This window comes from Noviherbaspirillum sp. ST9, from assembly GCF_048799745.1.
Taxonomy (GTDB): domain Bacteria; phylum Pseudomonadota; class Gammaproteobacteria; order Burkholderiales; family Burkholderiaceae_D; genus Noviherbaspirillum.
Map to the genome: position 1 here is coordinate 1 of NZ_JBLWFR010000156.1, position 578 is coordinate 578.

Below are 578 nucleotides of genomic sequence, written 5' to 3' on the forward strand. Positions count from 1 at the left end.
CAATACTAAGCGCGTGAGCTAAATGGTTCCACAAAACACAATTTCTGACCAAAATATGCTCCGCTGTGCCTTGCCCCTCATTCGTTTTAACTACAACTAAGTCATCATTAGTTCGCACAAAACAATTTTGTACAGTAACTTTTTTACTGCTCACAATATTGATCCCATCGCTATTGGAGCGATAACCTATCAGTTTTAGATTATCTATTATTACATTTTCTGAGCATTGGACAGGCATGGCCCAAGTAGGTGCATCACGAATGATCACTCCTTGAAGTAAAATACTTTTTCCTTGAGTGCTAATCATCCGTCTTGCATGTGTGGGACATAAAGAACCATCAATGATACCTCGACCCATTAATTTAATATTGTTACCGTTAAGTACAATAGATGGTGAATAAAGCCTAACTGTAGTTTCCTTCTCTAAACTATATTTTTCCGAAAAATCGACCGTCGCTCTTAAAATTGCACCACCTGCAACATATAATGTTTTATTACTCCCTACCTGGATATGGCTGATATTATGTATACCTGGACCATAGTAAATAACATTCGGATCTTTGGGATCTGGCTTATTC

General features: G+C 37.5%; 1 protein-coding gene. It reads right to left on the reverse strand.

The features are described 5' to 3' along the window. Positions 1-578 (reverse strand): glycosyl hydrolase family 28 protein (locus tag ACNOHI_RS25280; RefSeq protein ID WP_420477481.1); only part of this gene is annotated, 578 nt, incomplete at both ends.